Raw genomic sequence first — 19,511 nt, forward strand, 5'->3', positions numbered from 1 at the left:
TCCACGTCGTTGAGAGCGCGGGAAAATCGACGGCGATTCCCGGATAGGCGGGGTCGAACGCCGTTTTTGTGAAAGCTTTGCACGTATGCATATCAATCGGCAGGGATTTTACAACGAAAATACGGCAACATACTCACGCGCCCGGTGGGCGGTTAAATGGAGAACAATATGTTTCGAGTTTTGCTTGCCTGTCTCTTGATGGTCGGTACCGCTGCAAAGGCTGACAATATCGAGCGCGACCTCGATGCCATCGTACAAAGCTACGGTAAGGTCGGCATATTCGCTGGCACGGTGCTGGTGGCGCATGACGGCAAGCCCGTTTACGAAGCGGCCGTGGGCCTGGCCAATCGCGAGACCAATGTGCCAAACCGCGCCAACACGCGCTTTAACATCGGCTCCATCGGCAAAACCTTCACCGCAGTGTCCATCATGCAGCTGGCCGAAGCAGGCAAACTCAAACCAAGCGACCCGATATCGCGCTTCCTGCCCAATATCCCTTACGCGGAGAAGGACACGATCACCGTCGCCCACTTGCTGAACCACTCTGCCGGCACCGGCAACTACATGGCGCACAAGGACTTCGCCGCGAGCAAGGGCAAGCTGCGCACCATTGACGCCTTGCTGCCCCTAATTTACGACCAGCCTCCCAGCTTTGCGGCCGGCAGCCGATTCCAGTACTCGAATTCGGGCATGGTGCTGCTCGGCGCCGTCATCGAAAAGACCAGTGGCCAGTCCTACCGCGACTACCTGCGCGACCACATCTTCAAGCCTGCCGGCATGACTGACAGTTCCCTCACCCTGGAAGACGAGCCACTGCCTAATCGCTCGATCGGCTATACCCGCAACGGCGATGGCAGCATAAGCTCCAACGTGGCTTCAGTACCGCCGCCGTCGTCTGATGGCGGCATGCGCACGACCACTCGGGATATGCTGCGCTTCGATCAGGCGCTCAAGCGAACGGTGCTGTTGTCCGAAGCGAGCAAGGCAGCCATGTGGACCCCTGTGGGACCGGACAAGGAATATGCTTTCGGCTGGCAGCGCACGAGCGCCTTCGGCGATACCGTCATCGGCCATAGTGGCGGCGCGCCCGGCATCAATGCGGTGTTCCGCCGCTACCAGGACAGCGGCTATACGGTCATCGTCCTTTCCAACACGGGCATGGGCGCGAGCGACGTTGCTGAAAAGATCGAGGCTCTCCTGTACGGCAAACCGGTGCAACTGGCCGTGCAGGCCGATTCCGACATGATGTTAGCTCTCGATCTGGTGATGCGCGGCGACCTGCGCGGCGCCGCCAAGCTGTATGACCGCAATCCGGGCCATGCACCGTCAGTCTATCAAGCGGCAAGGACCCGCATCGACGGCGGCTATGAAGCCACCGAGGCGATAGCACTGCTGGACCGCTACCTGCATTTTGACGCTGCAGTCCAGGTGGCGCCTCCCGCTGGTGCCTGGTGGCGCAAAGGCATGGCCTACGAGCAGCTTGGCGACAAGGCCAAGGCACGCGCGAGCTATAGGCAGTCGCTGGCGCTCGATCCCACGTTCGACAAGGCCAGGCAGGCGCTGGCGAAGCTTGATACGCCAAAGACCTGATTGCGCGTGAACTGATTCGTTACGCCCTGTACCGCCTTCCTTGCTCCGGCCAAGGCCGCGATCTGCATCCGATCGACGCGCTGTGTTACGAGCAGGGCATAAGGCGCGACTCTTGCGATAATGGCGCATGAGCGAAACACACGCACTCCAATTTCACGCCGGCCCGGCCGCGCTGGCCCGCATCCGCGCCGAGGGCTTGCGCGCCAGCGACGTGGCCGTGATCCCTGCCGCGGCGGGCGGTCCGAAAGGCCTGATTTTCCAGGCACTCGACCAATGGCTGTTTGGCGACTGGCTGCCGTCCGCGCCGCGCGAACGCATCCTGATCGGTTCATCCATCGGCGCCTGGCGCATGGCAGCAGCGTGCCAGCGCGACCCGGTCGCCGCCTTTGCCCGGCTGGGGCAGGCGTATGCCTGCCAGCGCTATCTGAGCACCAAGCCCACCCAGTCCGAGATCGGCGTGGTCGTGAAGCGCCTGCTGCACGATTTTGTCCAGGGCCACGAAGAAGACATCCTGCGCCACCCGCATCACCGCCTGCACGTGGTGGCTGCACGCGGCCGCGGCGCCCTGGCCGCACCACTGCACCGCCGCGCCGAGCTGGCCGGATTTGTCAACGCGGCGCTGCGCAATGCAACCGGCCGGGCGCGCCTGCGCCACGTGCTCGAACGGGTGGTGCTGGCGGATGCGCGCGCCGGCGCCGCCTGGCTGGCGCCCGGCTTCGATGCCTTCACCACCCACAGGGCGCCGCTCACCTCCGCGAGCCTGCAGGCAGCGTTGCTGGCGTCCGGCACCTTGCCGCTGTTGATGCCGGCGGTGACCGGCATCGCGGGTGCACCGCACGGGCATTACTGGGACGGCGGCCTGATCGACTATCACCTGGCCTTGCCGTACCAGCGCGCCGTGTCCGGTAGCGAAATCGTGCTGTACCCGCACTTCAACGAGCACGTGGTGCCCGGCTGGTTCGACAAGGCAATGCCGTGGCGCCGCGTGGCGCGCGGTCCCCAGCGCGCCTGGCTCGACAATGTGTTGATTGTCTCGCCCACGCCGGCGTTCCTGGCCACGCTGCCGCGCACCAGGCTGCCCGACCGCAGCGACTTCCAGCACTACGGACTCGACCATGACGCCCGCGCGCGCGCCTGGGCGCAGGCGATCGGGGAGGGCGCGCGCCTGCGCGACGCGCTGGCCGCCTTCGTGGCACAGCCCGATCCAGAGCGCATCCTGCCGCTTTAATTGCCTGGCAGCGGCAAGCCTTCGGCCATGGCCAGCCGTTCCAGGGCCAATTCAAGAATGACCCGGGCGCGACCCGCGGCAACTTCCAGATCCCGGTGCAGTTGTGCATCTTTGTTGTTGCGCGAGGCGCACTTCGTGCTGTAGCGCTCGAAACTGCCAATCGTCATCAGGATGTCTGCCAGGTGACGCGGACATTCGCAGCTGATCAGGGTGTTGGCCGCGCTGGTGATGCGTGCCAGGTCCTGCTCGTTGAACCGCGGCGCCGCCGGTGCGACGTCGGCCGGACGCACTTTCAGGCGCTGGCCACCCAGTGCCGCGCGGCACAGCATGACCAGCTCGCCCAGTTCCGGCGGCACGCGCGACACCAGGCAGCCGAGGTCGCGCAGCTCGCGGATGGTGGCGCTGGCGCAGAAACGGTACAGCACGACGACGGCGCTGGGCGCCACGGCCTGGCGCACCGCGGCAATCATCGCGATGGCATTCGTGTCCAGTTCAGCCAGTTCAATGAGCAACAGATCGGCGCGCACCCCGGCCAGTTTCGTGAGCGCGTCCTCGAGCCGGCGACTGCTGCCGGCAATATGCAGCGCATTTGTGCCGGACGAGGCGATACGCTGGATCAGGTGCTCGCCGACCAGTGCGACGGTAGCCGCCATGTCGGCGCCGTCGGTCGGTGCCGCCGGCTCGAGCAGGTCGTTGAGCTGCTCGGCGCCCAGGCCCGCCAGCACGCCGATCGCGTGACCCTGGTCGACCAGTTGTTTCAGCAGGCCGAGGTGACGCACCTGTTCATGCGTGTACAGGCGTTGTCCATGGGCGGAGCGGCTCGTGTCCGACAGGTTATAGCGGCGCTCCCAGACGCGCAGGGTCTCCACCGACAGGCCAGCCAGGCGTGCCGCCACACCGCTGCGATAGGTCACCACGCGCCTGGTTGGCATGGCGCTGTCATTCTGGGAAATTGCAGTTTCGATATTTATTTGGCTATTCATGTTGACCCGATAGTGAACCATCAAAAGTCCATTATACCGGTTCACACAATAGACGTTGTCGCATTACTGAACTACATTGTGTCGTCCCGGACAAGATCGAACCGCCCGGATTCATTCATGTAGTCCATCAGGAGTTAAATATGAAAAAGATCTTTGCCGCTGCCGCCATGGCGCTGTCCTTCGGTGTTGTCCACGCCGCCGATATCGTCGATACCGCCAAGGGCGCCGGTTTCAACACCCTCGTCGCAGCCGTCGAAGCGGCCGGCCTGACCGCCACGCTGAAAGGCCCGGGCCCGTTCACCGTGTTCGCACCAACTGACGCCGCATTTGCCAAGATTCCAAAAGCCAAGCTGGACGCACTGCTGAAAGACAAGGCCGCGTTGACCAAGGTGCTGACGTACCACGTGGTCGCCGGCAAAGTGATGGCTGCCGACGTCAAGCCAGGCGCCGTACCAACCGTGCAGGGCAGCAGCCTGACCGTGGCCGTCAAAGGCAAGAAAGTCATGGTCGACAAGGCCACCGTCACCAAAACCGACATCGTCGCCGACAACGGCATCATCCACGTGATCGATACCGTGCTGATGCCAAAATAAGCCGCTTGCCAGTGGTTGACCGGCGTGCTGTTCGACGCCGGTTTTTTTTCGTCGCACCGAACGGGGTTACAATATGGGGTTTCGGGGCAGCCGTGTGTGCGCGCTCCGCGTCCACATCGAATGAAAGTTTCCCCATGAGTCTGCAATGCGGCATCGTCGGCCTGCCTAACGTCGGCAAGTCCACCTTATTCAACGCTTTGACCAAGGCCGGCATTCCGGCCGAAAACTACCCCTTCTGCACGATCGAGCCGAACGTCGGCGTGGTCGAAGTGCCGGACCCACGCATGGACGCCCTGTCCGTCATCGTGAAACCCGAGCGCATGGTCAACGCCATCGTCGAGTTCGTCGACATCGCCGGCCTGGTGGCGGGCGCGTCGAAGGGCGAGGGCCTGGGCAACCAGTTCCTGTCGCACATCCGCGAAACTGACGCCATCATCAACGTGGTGCGCTGCTTCGAAGACGACAATGTGATCCACGTGGCCGGCAAGGTCAGCCCGCTGGACGACATCGAAGTCATCCAGACTGAGCTGGCGCTGGCCGACATGGCTGCCGTCGAAAAAGCGATCCACCGCGAAAACAAGAAATCCCGCTCCGGCGACAAGGATGCCGCCAAACTGGTCGCCATCTGCGAACGCCTGATGCCGCACCTGGACCAGGGTAAGCCAGTGCGCACCATGGGCCTGGACGCCGACGAAATGGACATGATCAAGACGCTGTGCCTGATCACGGCAAAGCCTGCCATGTTCGTGGCCAACGTTTCCGACACCGGCTTCACGAACAACCCGCTGCTGGACCAGTTGACCGCCTACGCGAAAGAGCAGAACGCGCCGATCGTGGCCATCTGCGCGTCGATCGAATCGGAAATCTCCGACCTCGAAGACGAAGACAAGGTCGCCTTCCTGTCCGATATGGGCATGCAAGAGCCGGGTCTGGACCGGTTGATCCGCGCGGCGTATAAGCTGCTGGGCCTGCAGACCTACTTCACGGCCGGCGTCAAGGAAGTGCGCGCCTGGACCATCCATGTGGGCGACACCGCGCCGCAAGCGGCCGGCGTGATCCACACCGATTTCGAGCGCGGCTTCATTCGCGCGCAGACCATCGCCTACGACGACTTCATCAATTTCAAGGGTGAGTCCGGCGCCAAGGAAGCGGGCAAGATGCGCGCCGAGGGCAAGGAATATGTGGTCAAGGATGGCGACGTGTTGAACTTCCTGTTCAACGTCTGAGTTTCGCTGCCCATAAAAAAACCCCGCATTTTGCGGGGTTTTTTTATGGGCGCGCGCTTGGCTCAGTCGACGGCGACGGATGCGAACGCTTTTTCCGATCCAAATACGACCGTGGTCTCTGCGGCAGCATCAGCCTCCGGATCTTTGGCAGCATCCGACGGCGTCAGCGCGACGGCCGCTGCGCTGTCCTGGCGAATCACTGCCCGGGTGGTCACCGCGCGCGTCGCCAAAGCGTCATTCGCGGCCAGCAGTTGTTGATTGATGCCGCCCATCTCGGACTGCGGCACCGTGAAGACGTCCCACGCAATTCCACTACCGCCAGCCAGCAGCAAGGCGCACAGCGTGACGCGCCCGATCAGGTTGGAATATGGCGGCGGGACATGGAAATAGTGGCGGGGCATCGGAAACTCTCTCGAACAATGTTTTGGTATGGGCCGGATAGTACATTGCCAATTTGTTGCTGATCGGAACTGAAACCTTTGGATACATCGGATACATTTACCTGGGCATCCAATGCGATACTGCGTTGATCGCCACTTTTCACGTTCTCCCCCATGCCGACCATTTCCCAGTTAGTCATCTATCCCATCAAATCCTGCGCCGGCCTGTCCGTCGAGCACGCCACGCTGACCACGGCTGGCCTGGTTTACAAGGGCGTGGGCGACCGCGAGTGGATGGTGGTCGACCCGAGCGGGCAATTCCTAACCCAACGCGAATTCTCGCGCATGGCGCGCATCAAGCCGCAGGTGCGCGACGGTTTGGTCAGCGTGACGTTTCCGGACATGGCGGCCTTGCCGCTGGAACGGCGCCATCTGCCCGAGGACGCGACGTGCCTGGTGGCGGTATGGGACGACCACGTGATTGCCACCGATTGCGGCGACGTGGCCGCGGCCTGGTTCACGCAGGTGATCGGCACGCCGTGCCGGCTGGTGCGCTTCCGCGAAAACGTCGTGCGCAGCACCAGCACCAAGTGGACCGGGGGCGTGGCTGCCGCAACACGCTTTGCCGATGGCTATCCGCTGCTGGCCATTGGTGACGCGTCCCTGGCCGACCTGAACGCGCGCCTGCGCGCGGCCGGGCGCGATGCCGTGCCAATGAACCGCTTCCGCGCCAATCTCGTCATCGACGGCATCGACCCGTTCGAGGAAGACTACACGGCCACATTCAAAGTCGGTGGCGCGCTGATCGCGCCGGTCAAACCGTGCTCGCGCTGCCCGATTCCATCGATCGACCAGGCCAGCGGTATGCCGGGGCCGGACCTGCTCGACATCCTGGGAACCTACCGCGCCAACGCGCGCATGGATGGGGCCATCTGTTTCGGGATGAATTGCATCGTGACGGAGGGGGAGGGCGCTGAGCTCTGTGTAGGGCAGGAACTCGAGGCCGAACTGGCCTTTTAGCTAGATGTTGTTGGAACGGCCACCTATCATCCGATGCGCATCAATTTTCGTTTTCATTCGGGTGAACTTCGCGTAATGTTCGGGGTTAGATGCGAAGAGGAGTCAGGATGCATGCACCGGACGGAATGGACAGTCAATTAGCGGCCGAAAACGACGACCTGCGCGCGCGCATGGCCTGGCTGCTTGAACAGGCGCAGCGCAACCACGCCATCATGTGCCGGCACCAGGCCTTCGACCTGGAAATCGTCGGCGCCGGCAGCTTTCCGGAACTGGTCGGCACCATCCTCGGGCAATTGCCGGTCATTGCCGACCTGGACGTGGTGACGCTGTCGCTGCTCGACCCGAATGCCGATATCTTCACCGTCATGGGGCGCCTCGGCGTCGAGTTCGACGACCTGCCCGGGCTGCACTTTTGCGACGACGTCGCCGAGCTGGGCTTCGATGGCGTCCAGCCGCGCCTGGAAGGCTTCGATGCGGCGGCGCACCAGCCCATGTTCCTGCACGCGCCTGCGAACCTGGCCAGCGTGGCGCTGGTGCCGCTGGTGCGCAACAAGCGCATCATTGGCAGCCTGAACCTGGGCAGCCGCGACGTCGAACGCTTCACGCCGGCGCTGGGCACCGACTTCATCGAGCACATGGCGTCGATCATCGCCATCTGCCTGGAAAACGTGATCAGCAACGAGATGCTGAAATATATCGGTCTGACCGATTCCCTCACGGGCGTCTACAACCGCCGTTACATCGACCGCCGCCTGATCGAAGAGGTCGCGCGCGCGCGCCGGCAGGGCTACCGCATCTCGTGCATGTACATCGATATCGACCACTTTAAAAACGTCAACGACAGCATCGGCCACCTGGCCGGCGACGAAGTCCTGCGCGACGTGGCCGGGCGCATCAAGGCCGAACTGCGCCTGTCCGATGCGCTGGCGCGCTTTGGCGGCGAAGAATTCGTGGTGCTGCTGATCGACGCCGATCTGGACAGTGCCTGCATGGTCGCCCAGCGCATTCGCGCCAGCGTGGCCAATACGCCGTTCAGTTTATCGGGCGGGAAGGCGATCGATGTGTCGGTGTCGATAGGCGTGGCGACGCTGGAAGACTTCGAGCGCGACCATGCGATCGAAGGCGTGGCGCAGCAGTTGGTGGCGCAGGCCGATGCGGCACTGTACCGGGCCAAGGAGGGTGGACGAAATCGGGTCGTGACCAGTGTGGAGCGCACTTTGGCTCACGCTGTGGGCTGACAGGGCGCCATCTTCACGGTGTTTTGACGCTCAGCATGGGCCCCGGCGAAGCCGCGGCCCATAACCCGTGTCAGAAACCGCAAACCAGGCTATTGCAGCAGCCGCCCTTCCGCCCGCGTCACCGCATCCGCAGCCCCCCTGAGCACCACCACATCCCCCGCCTCGAACACCAGCGCCGGCGTCACTTCTACGCGCGCGCGCCCGCGCCTGAGGGTGGTCACCTCGGCCCCCACCTCGGCCAGTTCCAGGTCCTGCAAGCGCTTTCCGATCGATGCCGCCCCGTCCGGCAAGGTGACCGAATGCAGCCGCAGCAAATGATCCGGCTCGTCGCTGGCGTCGCTGGCGCCGTGAAAGTAACCGCGCAGCGACGCGTAGCGTTCGTCGCGCGCGCTTTGCACGCGGTGCACCACGCGCCGCAGCGGCACGCCCATCATTACCAGCGCGTGCGAGGCCAGCATCAGGCTGCCCTCCAGCGCTTCCGGCACCACCTCGGTGGCCCCGGCCTTTTTGAGGACATCGAGGTCGGTGTCGTCATGGCTGCGCACGATCACCGGCAAGCTTGGCGCCAGCTCGTGCACCAGGTGCAGCACTTTTAAAGCGGCGTGCGTATCGGCGAACGACACCACCATCGCACTGGCGCGGTTGATGCCGGCCGCGATCAGGCTTTCGCGCCGCGCGGCGTCGCCGTACGAGACATTCTTGCCCGCTGCCTGCGCTTCCTGCACCCGTTCCGGATCCAGGTCGAGCGCATAGTATGCCAGCTTTTCTTCGGCCAGCAGGGTCGCCAGGCTTTGCCCGCTGCGCCCGAAGCCGGCGATGATCACGTGCTTTTGCGCGGCCATCGTGCGGCTGGCAATTTGCGTCAGCTGCAGCGACGCCATCATCCATTCGTTCGACGCGATCTTCATCACGATGCGGTCGGAATTGGCGATCAGGAGCGGCGCGAGCAGCATCGACAGCACCATTGAGGCGAGCACCAGCTGGATGATGAACGGGTCGATCAGCTTCGCGTTCGACACCAGGTTGAGCAGCACGAAGCCGAATTCGCCGGCCTGCGCCAGCGCCAGTCCGGTGCGCACCGACACGCCGGTCGATGAACCGAAAGCCTTGGCCAGCAGCGCGATCATGGCGAACTTGAACATCACCGGCACGGTCAAAAGGAGTAGCACCAGCGCCCAGTTCTGCAGCACCAGTTCGACATTGAGCAGCATGCCCACGGTAATGAAAAACAGCCCGAGCAGCACGTCGCGGAACGGCTTGATGTCTTCTTCCACCTGGTGTTTGTATTGGGTCTCGGAGATCAGCATGCCGGCGACAAAGGCACCCAGCGCCATCGACAGGCCGGCGTGCTCGGTGATCCAGGCCGCGCCCAGCGTCACCAGCAGCAGGTTCAGCATGAACAATTCCTGCGACTTGCGCTTGACCACGATGGTGAACCATTTGCGCATCAGCTTCTGGCCGAAAAACAGCAGCAGCACCAGCACCAGCGTGGCTTTCAGCGCGGCCCAGCCAAGCGTCGCCGCCAGCTTTTCCGGGCTCTGCGCCAGCGCCGGAATCATGATGATCAAGGGGACCACGGCCAGATCCTGGAACAGCAGGATGCCGATGCTGCGTCGCCCGTGCTGGCTTTCCAGTTCCAGCCGTTCGGTCAGCATTTTGGAGACGATGGCGGTGGACGACATGGCCAGCGCACCGCCCAGCGCGAACGCGGCCTGCCAGCTGATGACAAACGGCGAAAAGCGGTTGATGGCCCAGCCGAACAGCAAGGCGGCGGCGATGGTCAGCACCACCTGCGCCAGCCCCAGGCCGAACACGATGCGGCGCATCGCGCGCAACTGGGCCAGCGAGAATTCCAGACCGATCGAAAACATCAGGAACACCACGCCGAACTCGGCCAGCGCGCTGGTGGTGTGGTTTTCTTCGGCCAGGCCCAGCGCATGCGGGCCAATGAGGACGCCGACGGCCAGGTAGCCGAGCATCGGCGGCAGGTGCAACATCCGGAACGCCACCACCCCGAGTACCGCGCTGCCTAACAGAAGAAGGGTTAGTTCGAGTCCTGAAACCATGTGCCCTGCGCGAAAAATGAAGAGGAATGCACAGTCTCGAGGCCAGAAAATCACTGGCAGGTTTTTTGCTTTCGCAATTCGTTTATACTGGCACGATGAGTGTAACCGATGGAAAAATAATGCTGAAAAGTTTCGACGCCGAGCAGGCGCGCCGCGCCTTGATGCTGGCGCGCGAAACCCTGGTTATTGAAGGCGACGCCATTCGTGCGCTCGACGCCCGCCTCGACCAGGACGACAGCGTGGCGCGCGCCGTTGCGCTGTTGTATGCGTGCAGCGGCCGCGTCGTGGTGTCCGGCATCGGCAAGTCCGGGCACATCGCGCGCAAGATCGCCGCCACGCTCGCTTCCACCGGCACCCCGGCCATGTTCGTCCATCCGGCCGAAGCCGCGCACGGCGACCTGGGCATGATCACGCCGCACGACGTCGTCATCGCCCTGTCGTATTCGGGCGAGTCGGCCGAGCTGATGGAAATCCTGCCGATGGTCAAGCGCATGGGCGCGCCCCTGATTGCCATGACCGGCAAGCCGCAATCGAGCCTGGCGCTGCTGGCCGATGTGCACTTGAACGTGTTCGTGGCCAAGGAAGCCTGCCCGATGAACCTGGCCCCCACCGCCAGCACCACCGTCACGCTGGCGCTGGGCGACGCCATCGCCATGGCGCTGCTCGACGCGCGCGGTTTCAAGGAGTCTGACTTCGCCCGCTCGCACCCGGGCGGCGCGCTGGGCCGGCGCCTGCTGACCCACGTGCGCGACGTGATGCGCAGCGGCGCTGCCTTGCCGATGGTCGCGCCGGATACGCCCTTGCTCGAAGCGCTGGTCGAAATCAGCCAGAAGGGCATGGGCATGACGGCCGTGGTCGACGCCGACCAGCGCCCCCTCGGCGTATTCACCGACGGCGACCTGCGCCGCTTGATCGCCGGCGACCACGATTTTTCCAGCATCGTCATGCGCGATGTCATGCACGCCAACCCGCGCAGCGTGCAGGCCGAGCAGCTGGCGGTCGACGCGGTGGCCATCATGGAAGAATTCCGCATCAACCAGATGCTGGTGGTCGATACCGCCGGCGTGCTGGTCGGTGCCCTGCATATCCACGACCTGACCCGTGCAAAGGTGATCTGATGATGTCGACCCCTCCACTTGCTCACATCGAGCGCGCGAAACGCATCAAAGTCATGATCTTCGACGTCGACGGCGTGCTCACCGACGGCAGCCTGACCTATAGCGCCGACGGCGAAGTGAGCAAGACCTTTTTTGTCCTTGACGGCCTGGGTATCCAGCTGCTGGCCAAAACCGGGGTCGTCACGGCCATCATCAGCGCGCGCAAATCGGTCATCGTGGTGAAACGCGCCGCCGATCTCGGCATCGCCCACGTCTACCAGGGCATCCACGACAAGCGCGTCGCCTTTGCCCAGCTGCTCGAGGCGACCGGCGTCACGGCCGATGAATGCGGCTACATCGGCGACGACGTCATCGACCTGCCGCTGCTCACCAAGGTCGGCTTTGCGGTGGCCGTGCCGAGCGGTCATGCGGACGTGCAGCATCGCGTCCACTACGTCACGCGCGCGGCCGGCGGCCGCGGCGCCGTGCGCGAAGTGTGCGATCTCGTGATGCGCGCCCAGGGCACGTATGATGCGGCGCTTGCGCCTTATTACGCGTGATTGGTTACTGAGCCCATGCCCAACAGCCAAAAAAGTCATTCCAAGCGCACCGCGCACCGCTGGCCCCTGATCGGTCTGATGCTGGGCGCTGTGTTCCTGGCGCTGGGCAGCTTCTGGCTGGTGCAGGTGACGCAGGACCAGGGCGAACAGAACGTCGACGTGAAATCGAGCGAGCCCGATTACATCGTCGAAAACTTCAGCTACGTGCGCATGTCGCCCGCCGGCCTGCCGCACTACGTGCTTTCCGGCGCCAGGCTGTCGCACCGGCCCGATACCGATGTCTCTGACATCGACAAGCCGGTGATGCGCAGCATGACTCCCGGCCGTCCGAGCATGACCGTCACGTCCAAAACGGCGCAGGTGCTGCATGAGCAGAACCAGGTCGACATGAAGGGCGACGTGGAAGTGCTGCGCCCCGCCTCTGGCAAGACGCAGGCGCTGCAGATTCACAGTCAGGCGCTGAGCGCCTTGCCGGACGATGAAATCGTCAAGACCGATCAACCGGTCGAGATCCTGCTCGGCACGTCCAGGCTGACGGGCGTCGGCATGCTGGCCAATAATGCAACGCAGAAGCTGCACGTGGTCAGCCAGGGCCAGATCGTGTCGCAGCCGCGGACGCCAAAATAATTCAACGATAAAAACCGACACATGCCCTTTGAACCAGGATTGATTCCCATGAAAAAAATCTTCGCCGCCGCCGTGCTGTCGCTGCTTGCCTTCCATGCCAGCGCCGAAAAGGCCGACTCGCTGAAACAGGCCGTGATCGACTTCGATTCGGCCGACGTCGACGAAGTGACGCAGACCCGCATCCTGACCGGCAACGTGATCCTCACGCGCGGCACGCTGATCATGAAATCGGAAAAGGCCGTGCTGCAGGCGTCGGCCGACGGTTACATGAGCGTCACGCTCACCACCGTGCCGGGCAAGATGGCCACATTCCGCCAGAAGAAGGACGGCGGCCCGGACCTGTGGGTGGAGGGGCAGGCCCAGCGCATCGAATACGACGAGCGCACCGAGATGGCCAAGCTGTTTAACAACGCGACCGTGAAAAACCTGGAAGGCACGCGCCTGTCGAACCAGGTCGATGGCGAATTCATTTCCTACGACAGCCGCAAGGAAGTCGCGCTGGTGCGCAATGACGTCAGTGGCGAGAGCCGTGTCGGCAAAGGCCGCGGCACGCTGATCCTGGCACCCCGTAAAACGGCGGCCGCCGCAGCTGCGGCCCCAGCCCCAGCCCCAGCCCCAGCCCCAGCGGGTAAGAAATAATGGCGGAAATTGACAGCGGCAGCACCCTGATCGTGCGGGGGCTGCAGAAGAGTTATGGCAAACGTTTGGTGGTACGCGACGTGTCGCTGCAGGTCAAATGCGGCGAAGTGGTTGGTTTGCTGGGCCCGAACGGCGCCGGCAAAACCACGTCGTTCTACATGATCGTCGGCCTGGTGCCGTCGGACGCCGGCGCCATCGAAATCAACGGCGTCGACATCTCCAGCCTGCCGATTCACCGGCGCGCCGTCATGGGCTTGTCCTATCTGCCGCAGGAAGCGTCGGTGTTTCGCAAGCTGACCGTCGAAGACAATATCCGCGCCGTGCTCGAACTGCAGACCGTGGACGGCAAGGCGCTGTCGAAGGCCCAGATCAACGATCGCCTCGACACCTTGCTGGCCGACCTGCAGATCGAAAAACTGCGCGAGAACCAGGCCATGTCGCTGTCCGGCGGTGAACGGCGGCGCGTTGAAATTGCGCGCGCGCTGGCCACCAATCCGCGCTTCGTGCTGCTCGACGAACCGTTCGCCGGGGTCGACCCGATTGCCGTGATCGAGATCCAGCGCATTGTGCGCTTCCTGAAAGAGCGTGGCATCGGCGTCTTGATCACCGACCACAACGTGCGCGAAACGCTCGGCATCTGCGACCGCGCCTACATCATCAACCAGGGTGCGGTGCTGGCCTCCGGCCGTCCCGACGATATTATCGCGGACGAGTCGGTGCGGCGCGTGTACCTCGGCGAACACTTCCGGATGTAAGGGATGAAACAATCACTCCAGCTTCGGACCTCGCAGCACCTGGCGCTCACGCCGCAGTTGCAGCAGTCGATCCGGCTGTTGCAGCTTTCGACGCTCGAGCTGCACCAGGAGCTGGAGCAGGCCCTGTCCGACAACCCGCTGTTGGAGCGCCTCGACGACCCGCTCGACCGCTCCGTGCGGCTGCTGGGCGACGGCGCCATCAACGCACCAGGCGCGCAGAGCGAAGCCCCTCCCGCGCCAGGCAGCCAGGATGCGCCGGCGCCTGCTGAAGGCGCGGCCGAAGGTGGCGGAGAAGAGGGCGGCGGCAGCGGCGAAGAAGCGCAGGTCAGCCACGACGGCGACACTGACTGGAGCGACAGCAGCCGCGCCAAGGGCAGCGACGACGAAGAATCGCGCCCCCAGATCGAAGCGTCCGGCACCACGCTGCGCGAGCACCTGATGGAGCAGGCGCGCCTGGCGGTGCTGTCGCAGCGCGACCGCGCGCTGGTCGAAATCCTGGTCGATGGACTGGACGACAATGGCTACCTGGAGGAGTCGCTGGACGACATCCACGCGCGCCTGCCGGAAGAACTTGAGATCGATCTCGATGAACTGAAAACGGCGCTGTCGCTGGTGCAGAGTTTCGATCCCGTCGGCGTGGGTGCACGCGATGCGTCCGAATGCCTGGCGCTGCAGATCCGGCGCATGGCGGGCATCCCGATGGTTACGCGGCGCATGGCGCTGGCCATCGTCGAAAATCACCTGACCTGGTTCGCCCAGCGCGAAACCACCAAGCTGAAAAAAGCACTCGATTGCGACGATGAAGATTTGCGCGAGGCCCAAGTGGTCATCCGCGCCTGCAATCCGCACCCCGGCAACGTGTTTGCGTCGAACGTGTCGGACTTCGTCGTGCCCGACGTGGTGGTCAAGCGGGTCAAGGGCGCGTGGGTGTGCATGCTCAACCAGGACGTGATGCCGCGCCTGCGCGTGAACAGCGCCTATGCCGCCTTGCTCAAGCAGGGCAAGAGCGAAGCCCAGATGGGCGCGCAACTGCAGGAAGCGAAGTGGCTGATCAAGAACATGCGCCAGCGTTTCGACACGATCCTGCGCGTTTCCGAGGCCATCGTGGAGCGCCAAAAGAATTTCTTTTCGCACGGTGCTGTTGCCATGCGGCCACTTGTTCTTCGGGAGATTGCTGATACACTAGGTCTGCACGAGAGCACGATCTCACGTGTCACCACCCAGAAATTCATGCTGACCCCACACGGCATGTTTGAGCTGAAGTACTTTTTTGGCAGCCACGTCGCCACCGATGCGGGAGGAGAAGCATCCTCGACGGCGATCCGGGCATTGATTGTGCAACTCACAGGAGCAGAAGACCCTAAAAATCCACTTTCTGATAGCAAGATCGCGGACATGCTGGGGGAACAGGGGATGGTCATCGCGCGCCGCACGGTCGCGAAATACCGTGAAGCATTAAAGATCCCTCCTGTTACCTTGCGCAAGTCCATGTAAGGCGTTCGACCGGCGCGCATCGCGTACGGCACCGAGCGTGGCATTTCTTCAAAGGAGTTTATGTATGAATCTCACCATCAGTGGACATCATCTTGAAGTAACCCCCGCCATTCGCGAATATGTCCAGGCCAAACTGGAACGCATTCGCCGCCACTTCGATCAAGTGATCGACATCGCCGTGATCCTCACCGTCGACAATCTGACGGAAAAAGACAAACGACAAAAAGCAGAAATCAATCTTCGAATGTCCGGCAAATTGCTGCACGTCGAAAGCCTTTCGCACGACCTGTACGCCGCCGTCGATGCGCTCATCGACCGGCTCGACCGCCAGGTCATGAAATACAAGGAAAAAGTACACGAGCATGACCATCAGGCCATCAAACACCTGACTGAAGGGGGCGTTGCCGTCCCGGTGTAATGCATACCAACTGAACAGGGAAGGCGCCTCATGGGCGCCTTTTTTGCTTTCTGGTAACTTATAAATTATCATCGAAAGAACATGCTCAACAAGAAGGTTGATTCGATGATGATGTGCTTGCTTCGATGCTGCGTGCCGATACTGGCACTCACGTGGCTCACTGCTGCCGCGGCGGCGAGCGATTGGTATCCTTTCAATTGGGCGATCAAGGCGCAGCCGGGTTTCGTGACAGACAGAGTCGCCATCGTCCTGCCGGTCACACTCGACGGTAACGCGTGCAGCATGCAGCTCGACACAGCGGTAGGCACCAGCCGGTTGTATCGCTCGGGCTTGCCAGTGCGTTACGCCGCGAACGCCGGGCAGCTCGTGATCGGCCAGTTCGGCGTCGGTGCCATGCTGGGACGGCGTACCTTCAACCTGATCTACCCCGACGATGCAGCCCACCGGGAAACCGGATGCCGTTTGACCGATGTCGGCCCCCTGGTGGGCACCATCGGCAACGATCTGTTCGCGAACGGTAATCTGACGCTGGACTTGCGCCATGCCCGCTTTCGCTTTATCGAAGGCGCCGCTGCGCTCGTCGCAACGGATGCGAATAGCGTGCCCTTCACGATGACGACCAGTGAGGAAGGGCATGGGCAGGTCCCGCTCATCGAAGTCACGCTCGCTGACCGGCGCCGCGTTTCCCTGATCGTCGACACCGGCAGCGCGCCTGCACAATTGATTGTGTTTCACGAACCTGATTGGCTGGCGCTGGTAGGGCCAGCCGGCGCACGCGATGCGGTGGCGGTAACAACGATGTCGTGGAATCATCCGATGCTCTGTCGCACGGCACCGATCCGCGCTGCGTTCCATATCGGGCCGATTGGGCTAGGTACCGGTACCGGGGCATCGTTCTGCACGATTGACAAGCAGCCGGCATTTGGGGGCTCGAGCCTGTTCGGCACGATCGGCATGGTGCCTTTCCAGGATCAAGCGATCACCTTCGACTATGTCGGGCAGCGTTTCCTGATCACGGCGCCTGATGTGCACCTTTTTTGATTCTGCGCTCAGCCGCAGCCGCTCTTCGGCACGGTTGACATCAGCGTCGCGCCACAGCTCGTGGCGTGGCCCTCGAACGCAACCGGTACGCCGTCGATCAGGACATGCGGATCGCCCTCGGCGATCACACATACTTCATGGCCTTTCATCGGACAAAAGCAGCGGTCGCCCTTGCGCGCCACTGCAACGCCCATCGCGGTCGTATTAGGCGCGGCGGCGACGACCTTGCCGCCATGGCTGGTTGGATCGTTCAATCGAATCACGCGACGCATGGCATGTCCTTTCGTGGTGGGTCACTGCGAAAAACCTTGCGGGTAGCGCGGTGCATCATGGCGCAAGCCCCACCACGGCAAATAGGCATGGTTGCCGCCCCGGGCGCGGAACCAGGGTGCGCCGGGCACGATCGGCCGCACGACGGGCGGCGGCAGCACGACCGTGGCGGTAAGCTCCTCCTGGTCGGTGGTGCCGGCCACCAGCACGTTCTTGCCGAAGTGGTTAGCGTAGGCAATCGCCAGCGCGAGATTCGTGAGGGCCGTGCCTGCCCCCATTTCGCCAAGCAGGGCGGGGGTATTGAAGGTCTGCTTCATGAAGTCGAGTTCGGGGACTTCTTCGGTCATGGTGCGGGCCAGCACGGCAAGGCGGTCGGACGAGTCGCGGTGCAGGTTGGCAGCGTCGTGGATGACGAAGCCGATCGAGGTTTTCTGGATGCCGGCGTTCGCGGCGGCCTTGTCGAGCGCGGCTTTCCAGACTTGCAGGGGGCGTGACTGGCCGTTGTCGCTTGCCTCGAATGCGCTGGCTTTTCTGACGGCGGGGTAGGGCAGCCATGCCAGTGATGCGCGGTCAGTTTTATAGTCTTGGCCGGCCAGGACGAGCAGGACCATGTTCTCGTTGATTTGCGCATCCTTGGGGTGACTAGGGGCGTCCCAGTTCATTACCCAGACCGTTTCGTCAGGGTGCAGTTGCAGATAGTCGAGGCCTGCCGCGAGCGAGGTAAAACCGGCGTTCGGTCCTCCCATCTTGATGCGCACGTCAGGTGGGGTGCTTCGGGTCCAGGAATTCGGGAAGCTTTTGCTTCCGATATCAAAGCTGTCGATGATGCTATCGCGCGTAACGGCAGCAGCATCGACTTGATCAAGCTTCCCGTCAGGAAGAGCATATTCCACGTGGATGCCGGCAAGCTCCCGCCAAGTGGCTTTATCCTTCAATGAATGTGCATTATAGAAATAGTCGGAATCGCTGAAATAGATGTCTCGGAATAAATTGGTTATTTGTTCGATATATTGATAGTGGTAATACTTGAAGCTTGCTTTCCCATTGTTTCCATCCGCTATATAGGATATTGCTTGCAAAGAGCTATATTTTTTTGGGTTCGATATTACTTTGTCGTCATCTTTATTCGGGCCGATCAGCCCCATAGTCCATAGCAATTGCCATTCGGTAGGGTAATCGCGTCGCTGAAGGGGATTCAGCCATTGCAAGCCCACGACCTGAGCCATGTGCAGCTTTCGAACTGGCTGGGGCGTGGTGGAAACAGCGGGCACTGCTTTGGTGGAATTCGCTGCCAGTAGGGTCGTCACCACCAGAGCAATTCCGGCCCCGAGTGCCGGAAGCGCAAAAAGTCGCATGTTCAGTTCCCCATTAGTTAGCCTGCGTGTGCCGTCGGCTTCGCTACGATAGCTCCAATATGCCGTGAGTGAGAAAAGCATAACAAGTACAAGGATGCTGCAGGCCGTGCGCCGCCCCCACGTTCGAATAAAGATGGTCATGGATATTTGCCTCTCATTTTGAAAAAATTTCACGTTTGTTAATGATTTTGGAGGGCATACTGCCTTCGTCCGTTTTGTTGGCCCAATCGATTGCAGATAATTTTCGGAACTGCCCCTTCAAGAAATATTCGGCGAAATCTACACTAGTGATTTCAATATCCATGCCTTTTAAATAACGCCAGTCGGCGATCCTGCGAAGTGTGGCTAGATCTTCTTGTTTTACGCGGCAAACACCAATGGCCACGTCATACGCCAGCGCCTTCTGCGCGTGCATGCCGTTGGTCATGATGGTCGAGTGATCGGTTGCGTGTGTGTCGATGTTGTCGGCCAGCGCGTCCCTGATCTTGTCGTTCCGCCACGCCGTATACTTTGCGCTGGCGCTCGCAGGCGAGTCTTCTTCGGTCACCTTGTCCGTGTTTTTGTAGAGACCCTCGCGCTTCGCATCCATGCGCAACATGGCGTGATGCTCGTAGCGCAGCGCGGCTTCACTGGCAACATCGCCGGCGGCGGCGTCGGTGCCTTTCAACTTCGCTTCTTTGGTCGCGTGATTCGGTACCTTGCGATCGCCTGCATACGGATCGCCGGCTTCCCGCTGGCGCGCCTTGTCGCGCGCTTCTCCGGGGGCGTCCATGCCCTGGTCGAAAGCGCTGCTAGCCTGGCCGAAGCGCATCGCTTGCGGCACGAATGCTTCAGGCAGTTCGGGCGCGGCCAGCGGCGTGGTCCAGTCGTTTGGCGGCAGGGCGTTGATACGCACGCTGGCCATGCCGGTGACGACATACATGATCGGCGC

At 62.3% G+C, this 19,511-nt stretch carries 19 protein-coding genes and 1 pseudogene; 14 read left to right on the top strand and 6 right to left on the bottom strand.

Annotated features, from left to right (window positions below):
* Positions 1-168 precede the first annotated feature (168 nt).
* Together V6M87_RS16955 and V6M87_RS16960 are read left to right on the top strand one after the other, a co-directional pair.
* Positions 169-1,590: a serine hydrolase gene (locus tag V6M87_RS16955; RefSeq protein WP_332877825.1), complete on the top strand. Its 1,422-nt coding sequence runs from the start codon at positions 169-171 to the stop codon at positions 1,588-1,590.
* 127 nt (positions 1,591-1,717) lie between these two features.
* Positions 1,718-2,818 carry a patatin-like phospholipase family protein gene (locus tag V6M87_RS16960; protein WP_332877826.1) on the top strand — a complete coding sequence of 367 codons (1,101 nt, stop codon included), beginning with the start codon at positions 1,718-1,720 and terminating at the stop codon, positions 2,816-2,818.
* Here V6M87_RS16960 and V6M87_RS16965 read toward each other — a convergent pair.
* Positions 2,815-3,750, bottom strand: coding sequence for a MerR family transcriptional regulator (locus tag V6M87_RS16965; protein WP_332877827.1), 936 nt, complete (start codon positions 3,748-3,750; stop codon positions 2,815-2,817). The genes V6M87_RS16960 and V6M87_RS16965 overlap by 4 nt on opposite strands.
* A gap of 191 nt (positions 3,751-3,941) precedes the next feature.
* Here V6M87_RS16965 and V6M87_RS16970 point away from each other — a divergent pair, with 191 nt between their 5' ends.
* Complete coding sequence (locus V6M87_RS16970; RefSeq protein ID WP_332877828.1) at positions 3,942-4,394, top strand: fasciclin domain-containing protein; 453 nt, start codon at positions 3,942-3,944, stop codon at positions 4,392-4,394.
* 134 nt (positions 4,395-4,528) lie between these two features.
* Positions 4,529-5,620, top strand: a complete 1,092-nt coding sequence (gene ychF / locus V6M87_RS16975) for a redox-regulated ATPase YchF (protein ID WP_332877829.1) — start codon at positions 4,529-4,531, stop codon at positions 5,618-5,620.
* A gap of 62 nt (positions 5,621-5,682) precedes the next feature.
* Here ychF and V6M87_RS16980 read toward each other — a convergent pair whose 3' ends face one another.
* On the bottom strand, positions 5,683-6,021 hold the full coding sequence (locus V6M87_RS16980; RefSeq protein WP_332877830.1) for a hypothetical protein: 339 nt from the start codon (positions 6,019-6,021) through the stop codon (positions 5,683-5,685).
* A gap of 153 nt (positions 6,022-6,174) precedes the next feature.
* On the opposite strand from V6M87_RS16980, the gene V6M87_RS16985 reads away from it, so the two are divergent.
* Together V6M87_RS16985 and V6M87_RS16990 are read left to right on the top strand one after the other, a co-directional pair.
* Positions 6,175-7,020, top strand: a complete 846-nt coding sequence (locus V6M87_RS16985; RefSeq protein WP_332877831.1) for an MOSC domain-containing protein — start codon at positions 6,175-6,177, stop codon at positions 7,018-7,020.
* A gap of 125 nt (positions 7,021-7,145) precedes the next feature.
* Positions 7,146-8,258, top strand: a complete 1,113-nt coding sequence (locus tag V6M87_RS16990; RefSeq protein WP_332877832.1) for a GGDEF domain-containing protein — start codon at positions 7,146-7,148, stop codon at positions 8,256-8,258.
* Between the two features lie 89 nt (positions 8,259-8,347).
* Here V6M87_RS16990 and V6M87_RS16995 read toward each other — a convergent pair whose 3' ends face one another.
* On the bottom strand, positions 8,348-10,324 hold the full coding sequence (locus V6M87_RS16995) for a monovalent cation:proton antiporter-2 (CPA2) family protein (RefSeq protein ID WP_332877833.1): 1,977 nt from the start codon (positions 10,322-10,324) through the stop codon (positions 8,348-8,350).
* A 95-nt stretch (positions 10,325-10,419) separates the two neighbouring features.
* Between V6M87_RS16995 and V6M87_RS17000 the strand changes: the two genes are divergently transcribed.
* From V6M87_RS17000 to V6M87_RS17035, 8 genes are all read left to right on the top strand, one after another.
* Positions 10,420-11,442, top strand: a complete 1,023-nt coding sequence (locus V6M87_RS17000) for a KpsF/GutQ family sugar-phosphate isomerase (protein WP_332877834.1) — start codon at positions 10,420-10,422, stop codon at positions 11,440-11,442.
* A complete protein-coding gene (locus V6M87_RS17005; protein ID WP_442920605.1) occupies positions 11,442-11,981 on the top strand; it encodes a KdsC family phosphatase in 540 nt (179 codons plus the stop codon). Before V6M87_RS17000 ends, V6M87_RS17005 begins: the two co-directional genes overlap by 1 nt.
* 15 nt (positions 11,982-11,996) lie before the next feature.
* Positions 11,997-12,608 (top strand): LPS export ABC transporter periplasmic protein LptC, encoded by a 612-nt coding sequence (gene lptC, locus V6M87_RS17010; RefSeq protein ID WP_332877835.1) that lies wholly within the window; start codon positions 11,997-11,999, stop codon positions 12,606-12,608.
* 48 nt (positions 12,609-12,656) lie between these two features.
* On the top strand, positions 12,657-13,247 hold the full coding sequence (lptA, locus tag V6M87_RS17015) for a lipopolysaccharide transport periplasmic protein LptA (RefSeq protein ID WP_332877836.1): 591 nt from the start codon (positions 12,657-12,659) through the stop codon (positions 13,245-13,247).
* The gene (gene lptB / locus V6M87_RS17020) at positions 13,247-14,002 is read left to right on the top strand and encodes an LPS export ABC transporter ATP-binding protein (RefSeq protein WP_332877837.1); all 756 of its coding nucleotides are present in this window, start codon (positions 13,247-13,249) and stop codon (positions 14,000-14,002) included. Before lptA ends, lptB begins: the two co-directional genes overlap by 1 nt.
* A gap of 3 nt (positions 14,003-14,005) precedes the next feature.
* Positions 14,006-15,496: an RNA polymerase factor sigma-54 gene (locus V6M87_RS17025; RefSeq protein ID WP_332877838.1), complete on the top strand. Its 1,491-nt coding sequence runs from the start codon at positions 14,006-14,008 to the stop codon at positions 15,494-15,496.
* Positions 15,497-15,560: 64 nt separating this feature from the next.
* On the top strand, positions 15,561-15,914 hold the full coding sequence (gene hpf, locus V6M87_RS17030; RefSeq protein WP_332877839.1) for a ribosome hibernation-promoting factor, HPF/YfiA family: 354 nt from the start codon (positions 15,561-15,563) through the stop codon (positions 15,912-15,914).
* An 81-nt stretch (positions 15,915-15,995) separates the two neighbouring features.
* The gene (locus V6M87_RS17035; RefSeq protein ID WP_332877840.1) at positions 15,996-16,955 is read left to right on the top strand and encodes a hypothetical protein; all 960 of its coding nucleotides are present in this window, start codon (positions 15,996-15,998) and stop codon (positions 16,953-16,955) included.
* 8 nt (positions 16,956-16,963) lie between these two features.
* Here the strand turns inward: V6M87_RS17035 and V6M87_RS17040 are convergent, their stop codons facing one another.
* The 3 genes and pseudogenes from V6M87_RS17040 to V6M87_RS17050 all read right to left on the bottom strand — a co-directional run.
* A complete protein-coding gene (locus V6M87_RS17040; protein ID WP_332877841.1) occupies positions 16,964-17,227 on the bottom strand; it encodes a PAAR domain-containing protein in 264 nt (87 codons plus the stop codon).
* 21 nt (positions 17,228-17,248) lie between these two features.
* Entirely contained in the window at positions 17,249-18,721 is a 1,473-nt protein-coding gene (locus V6M87_RS17045) for a hypothetical protein (RefSeq protein ID WP_332877842.1), read from the bottom strand.
* Between the two features lie 13 nt (positions 18,722-18,734).
* Positions 18,735-19,511 (bottom strand): annotated as a pseudogene (locus tag V6M87_RS17050) (T6SS effector phospholipase Tle3 domain-containing protein); the annotation flags it as partial.

It is taken from the genome of Massilia sp. S19_KUP03_FR1 (genome assembly GCF_036688685.1).
Classification (GTDB): domain Bacteria; phylum Pseudomonadota; class Gammaproteobacteria; order Burkholderiales; family Burkholderiaceae_D; genus JALYUM01.

What these genes read in the sequence shown, in the direction of transcription:
- V6M87_RS16955 (WP_332877825.1), top strand. Translation starts at nt 169, where the DNA reads ATGTTTCGAGTTTTGCTTGCCTGTCTCTTGATGGTCGGTACCGCTGCA.
- V6M87_RS16960 (WP_332877826.1), top strand. Translation starts at nt 1,718, where the DNA reads ATGAGCGAAACACACGCACTCCAATTTCACGCCGGCCCGGCCGCGCTG.
- V6M87_RS16965 (WP_332877827.1), bottom strand. Translation starts at nt 3,750, where the DNA reads ATGCCAACCAGGCGCGTGGTGACCTATCGCAGCGGTGTGGCGGCACGC.
- V6M87_RS16970 (WP_332877828.1), top strand. Translation starts at nt 3,942, where the DNA reads ATGAAAAAGATCTTTGCCGCTGCCGCCATGGCGCTGTCCTTCGGTGTT.
- ychF (WP_332877829.1), top strand. Translation starts at nt 4,529, where the DNA reads ATGAGTCTGCAATGCGGCATCGTCGGCCTGCCTAACGTCGGCAAGTCC.
- V6M87_RS16980 (WP_332877830.1), bottom strand. Translation starts at nt 6,021, where the DNA reads ATGCCCCGCCACTATTTCCATGTCCCGCCGCCATATTCCAACCTGATC.
- V6M87_RS16985 (WP_332877831.1), top strand. Translation starts at nt 6,175, where the DNA reads ATGCCGACCATTTCCCAGTTAGTCATCTATCCCATCAAATCCTGCGCC.
- V6M87_RS16990 (WP_332877832.1), top strand. Translation starts at nt 7,146, where the DNA reads ATGGACAGTCAATTAGCGGCCGAAAACGACGACCTGCGCGCGCGCATG.
- V6M87_RS16995 (WP_332877833.1), bottom strand. Translation starts at nt 10,324, where the DNA reads ATGGTTTCAGGACTCGAACTAACCCTTCTTCTGTTAGGCAGCGCGGTA.
- V6M87_RS17000 (WP_332877834.1), top strand. Translation starts at nt 10,420, where the DNA reads ATGAGTGTAACCGATGGAAAAATAATGCTGAAAAGTTTCGACGCCGAG.
- V6M87_RS17005 (WP_442920605.1), top strand. Translation starts at nt 11,442, where the DNA reads ATGATGTCGACCCCTCCACTTGCTCACATCGAGCGCGCGAAACGCATC.
- lptC (WP_332877835.1), top strand. Translation starts at nt 11,997, where the DNA reads ATGCCCAACAGCCAAAAAAGTCATTCCAAGCGCACCGCGCACCGCTGG.
- lptA (WP_332877836.1), top strand. Translation starts at nt 12,657, where the DNA reads ATGAAAAAAATCTTCGCCGCCGCCGTGCTGTCGCTGCTTGCCTTCCAT.
- lptB (WP_332877837.1), top strand. Translation starts at nt 13,247, where the DNA reads ATGGCGGAAATTGACAGCGGCAGCACCCTGATCGTGCGGGGGCTGCAG.
- V6M87_RS17025 (WP_332877838.1), top strand. Translation starts at nt 14,006, where the DNA reads ATGAAACAATCACTCCAGCTTCGGACCTCGCAGCACCTGGCGCTCACG.
- hpf (WP_332877839.1), top strand. Translation starts at nt 15,561, where the DNA reads ATGAATCTCACCATCAGTGGACATCATCTTGAAGTAACCCCCGCCATT.
- V6M87_RS17035 (WP_332877840.1), top strand. Translation starts at nt 15,996, where the DNA reads ATGCTCAACAAGAAGGTTGATTCGATGATGATGTGCTTGCTTCGATGC.
- V6M87_RS17040 (WP_332877841.1), bottom strand. Translation starts at nt 17,227, where the DNA reads ATGCGTCGCGTGATTCGATTGAACGATCCAACCAGCCATGGCGGCAAG.
- V6M87_RS17045 (WP_332877842.1), bottom strand. Translation starts at nt 18,721, where the DNA reads ATGACCATCTTTATTCGAACGTGGGGGCGGCGCACGGCCTGCAGCATC.